Origin of the sequence: Methylotenera sp. (genome assembly GCF_030684185.1) — a bacterium.
Lineage (GTDB): Bacteria > Pseudomonadota > Gammaproteobacteria > Burkholderiales > Methylophilaceae > Methylotenera.
Map to the genome: position 1 here is coordinate 1 of NZ_JAUXOY010000004.1, position 4,577 is coordinate 4,577.

The 4,577-nt window shown below is 45.8% G+C and carries 2 protein-coding genes; both read right to left on the bottom strand.

Going from position 1 to position 4,577, the window contains the following annotated elements:
* On the bottom strand, window positions 1-2,355 hold a 2,355-nt coding region (locus Q8J82_RS00170), incomplete at its 3' end, for a glycogen/starch/alpha-glucan phosphorylase (protein WP_305327547.1).
* A gap of 49 nt (window positions 2,356-2,404) precedes the next feature.
* Window positions 2,405-4,297, bottom strand: coding sequence for a pyruvate kinase (locus Q8J82_RS00175; RefSeq protein WP_304890941.1), 1,893 nt, complete (start codon window positions 4,295-4,297; stop codon window positions 2,405-2,407).
* Between the last annotated feature and the right edge of the window lie 280 nt (window positions 4,298-4,577).

A 4,577-nucleotide genomic window follows, 5' to 3' on the forward strand; every position in this document is an offset into this window, starting at 1 on the left:
TTCTGAATTAAGATACTGTTTACCTACGTTATCCTGGCAGTCTAGATAAGCGCGATAATCAGCACAGACCAGATAAGGGTCTTGTTCTCTAAGGTTATTAACAAGTGGTGCAAAAAGTTGCCTATCTCCATGTGAAAATAGACCAGAGCTGATCATATTCAAGGCATTCTCTAGTTCAGTATCGCTTTCAATGACTAGCCTCGGATGATAACCGCCAATCAATCGCTCTTGCACCTGAGCAGCAGTCAGGCCGAATAGAAAGAAGTTGTCTTCACCTACCGCTTCGCGTATCTCTACATTCGCCCCATCCAGCGTACCAATCGTCAGTGCACCGTTCATTGAAAACTTCATATTGCCTGTACCCGAGGCCTCTTTCCCTGCGGTAGAAATTTGCTCGGATAAATCTGCAGCAGGATAAAGATGTTGGGCATTCTTAACGTTAAAATTTGGCAGAAATACGACTTTTATTGTTTGATTCACTTGCGGATCGTGATTAATTATCTCAGCAACAGAATGGATCAATTTAATGATCAATTTAGCCAGATAATACCCTGGAGCTGCCTTGCCAGAGAAAATGAAAGTACGCGGTGCAATACACAAGTTTGGGTTGCACTTTAGACGATGATACAGACTGATGATGTGTAAAAGACTAAGATGCTGTCGCTTGTACTCATGGAATCTCTTGGCTTGAATATCAAACATTGACGTTGGATCAACCGTGATGCCAGTGACCTGACTAATGTGATTTGACAATTGATGCTTGGCCGTAAGCTTAACCTCGCGCCAGCGTGACTGAAAGCTTATATCGCTGGCCAAAGGTTCCAAATGCTTAAGCAAAGCCATGTTTTTTAGCCAGTCCCCGCCGACAGCATCATCAATCAACTTAGTCAGTGGCCGATTCGCTAAGGCAATAAAACGACGTGGCGTAACACCATTGGTCTTGTTGCAAAATTTCTCTGGCCACAATTCATAAAAATCTTGCATCACTGTCGTTTTCAGCAAACTGGTATGAATCGCCGAAACACCATTGATGGCAAAGCTACCTACGGCGGCAAGATGTGCCATTCGTAATCGTGGGTTTGTCTCATCACTAATCAATGACATGCGACTGATGCGCTGATCATCGTAGAGAAATCGCAGGCGCACTTCATCAAGAAAGCGTTGATTAATCTCGTAAATAATTTCTAGATGACGCGGTAAAATGCGTTTAAACAAATCCAAAGACCATGTTTCCAATGCTTCAGGTAACAACGTATGATTTGTGTAAGCGAAGCTACTACGGGTAATATCCCAGGCGACTTCCCAAGTAAAAGCATGCTCATCTATTAAAAGTCGCATCAGTTCTGGTATTGCAATAGCAGGATGAGTATCGTTAAGCTGTGCTACGAACTTCTCTGGAAAAAGGGCTGGATCGCCCAAATCGTGCTGAACAATGCGAACCATATCCTGCAAGGAGCAGGAAACAAAAAAATACTGCTGCTTTAATCGCAGTTCCTTGCCAACTTCCGACGCGTCATTTGGATAGAGCACTTTGCTGAGATTTTCAGCCACCACTTTTTCTTCCACCGCAGCGCAGTGATTGCCCATGTTGAAGGCTTGAAAGTTAAAAGCGTTATAGGCCTCTGATTTCCAGAGTCGCAATAAGTTTGTATTGAGTACACCGTAGCCGAGAATTGGGGTGTCGTAAGCGACACCGTAAACGGTGTAATCAGGTACCCATCTAGCGCGTAAATGGCCATTCTCACTCTGATATTGGTCAGTGTGACCGCCTAGCTTGACCAGATAGCGTCGCTCCCGATTGGGTAGTTCCCATGGATTGCCATTACGCAGCCACGCATCGGTGACTTCTTCCTGCCATCCATTCTTGATTACCTGCTGAAACAAACCGAATTCGTAGCGTATGCCATAACCAATCGCTGGAATTTGCAGCGTAGCAAGCGAATCCATGTAACAAGCGGCCAAACGCCCTAACCCGCCGTTCCCTAACCCTGGTTCCGGTTCTTCTTGTAGAATGGTTTCCATGTCCACACCCATATCTAACATGGCTTGAGTAAGATTGTCCCATAAGCCCAGGTTAAGAATATTGTTGCCGAGATGTGGTCCCAGCAGGTATTCAGCAGAAAAATAGCACACCGTTCTGGCGCTACTGGATTTGTAGGTTTCTGCAGTGGTAATAAAGCCCTCTAACATGCGATCGCGCACGGTGTAGGCTAATGCGATGTATAGGTCATTAGGGGTCGCTTTCTGGAGCGAGCGACCAGTAATGTAAAACAGATTATCAATTAGTGAGCGTCGCAATGCATCTACTGAACGACCCACCCTAGTATGCAAGGCTCTTTCAGCCACATCAGACATGACAGGCATCCATATTAGTCAGACAAGCTAATTCGATCATACTTTTAAACTACCAGTGCAAGCGTCGCAACAAGGCGCTCTTTTTATTCTGATGGCCCTGCATACGCTGCAGTATGTCATCCAACATCTGGATGGCATCCAGTATGTGAGGTCCCTTATTTAACATCACACACTCTGCACGCTCACCCATGGCCGCATCGGTAATCTCGGCACGACTCGGTTTACCATTCTTTGTCAGACTTTCCAGCACTTGGGTTGCCCAGATTAACGGCAGGTGTGCAGCTTCGGTCAACCACATAATCTCTTCTTGCAGTTCCGCCAGACGTTCATAACCACATTCCACCGCCAAATCACCGCGTGCAATCATCACACCTACGTTAGGTGAGCGCAATAAGGTAAAGAGTAACTCCGGCAAATTCTCGAAGGCAGCTCGTGTTTCAACTTTCAACACGATGCCAAGCTGATTCGCATTGAGTCGTTTTAAGTGTTGCTGCAACAATTCGACATCTGTTGCACGATGGGCAAAAGAAAGACCCACGATATCTGCATGATGCGTAACAAATTCCAGATTCTCGATGTCAATATCGGTTAAGCCACTTAAATCAAGCTGGCTATCTGGCAGATTAATGCCTTTGTCAGACAGTAGTTTTTCTCCACCATCGCGTGCCTGAGTAATTTCCACCATAAGTTCATCGGCGTTAACGCTGCGAATAATCCCGCCGATGCGACCATCATCAAACAGGATGCGTTCACCAGACTTGACCATTGCAAAAACCTCCGGCAAGGAACAAGCAATACTAGCAGCACGCAATAAATTGCCACTTTCATCATACTGTTCAGGAATTCCCGGAATAGGATATCTAGTCAGAATCAGGTTATCACCACGATACAAACGGATTGTTTCCGGTGTTTGTGGTAAAGCGCCAACGGCACCAGCGTTACCCACATGCTCGGTTTTTTTAGATTTCAACATTCTGCTTAAGTGCAACTTCATGTCTGAAGTCAGATAGGCAGTCTGGCTGGATTCAGCCCAGAATCCATCTCCCACTTTTTCAGCCAACTGTAATTTGCGCCGCGACCCTCTGGCATCGGTAAATTCTATTTGATCTCGCTTTTTAGCATGCGAAAGCCAATTTCCCTGAACTGGAAGACAAGCATCTGCTGAGGCTGGACAGGAAAGATGATCTTTCTCATGATGCAGCCAAATCCTTGCGGGGGAAATTATACGACCCTGTACGTCTCGTCTTGGCTGCCATTTCATCACAGGTGGGCCAAGTGCAATATCACCAGTCCGCAATTTTGGTCCAGCCAAATCCATCAAGATACGGCAGTGACGTCCCGTCTCACGACATGCGAGCTTTATTTGGTCAATAATCCGTAACCAAACTGCAGGGTCATCATGAGCACAGTTGATACGGGCACAATCCATCCCTTTCAACAGCATTTCCTTGATCAAAGTGTAGTCGTCTGCCGCCTCGCTTGGCAAAGTCACCATAATGCGCACCTGCCGCTGCGACGGGAGTTTGCCGAGCAGGTTTTTGGCATTGGCTTGCAGTAGAACAGGCCCTTTTGCCGCACCTGCGGTATCAGAGGCTATGTCGTCACGATATGTCAGTTGCAGGGTATGCTGTAACAATGTGATGATAGCTTGCAGGTTTGGCAACACATGCGATTCTGCGCGCCCCAGTGAAGACAGTCCAGCCGCGGCCAATTTTTCCTGTAATGGACGCACATCTCTGCGCCGCAAACCCAGATAATGGATTAAATTAGCAGCACCAGCGTGGTGTTGTAAATTCACTTTTTGTAGGGTATCAGAAAATCCATTTTCGGACTTCACCAGTTCATCCCGCAAAGCTGTCAGTTCATCAAGCAGCAATGAATAGGTGGTTGTATTTTCATCAGGGGAAGCGTGTTTCAGCGCGCGCTGGTCATGAATTTTCATATCAACACTTTTACAACTAAAGTTTAAGCAGATAATTATCAAATATTTTGGTTAAGAAAATATGACAAATTAATGTCTATGCGACGACTGTTGCAGAACTTGAAGTGAGTCAGCATAATATGAGTCCTCTATTGTTCGCAAAAACGTTGAGCAATGGGCACTTTTGCTGGAATGATTACTAAAGGCGATTGCTAATGTGGAATGAAGTTGAGCTCAAATTGAGTATCGAACGCAAGAGTATCACACGTCTGCGAAGTCATCCTGCCATCGTTAACGCCTG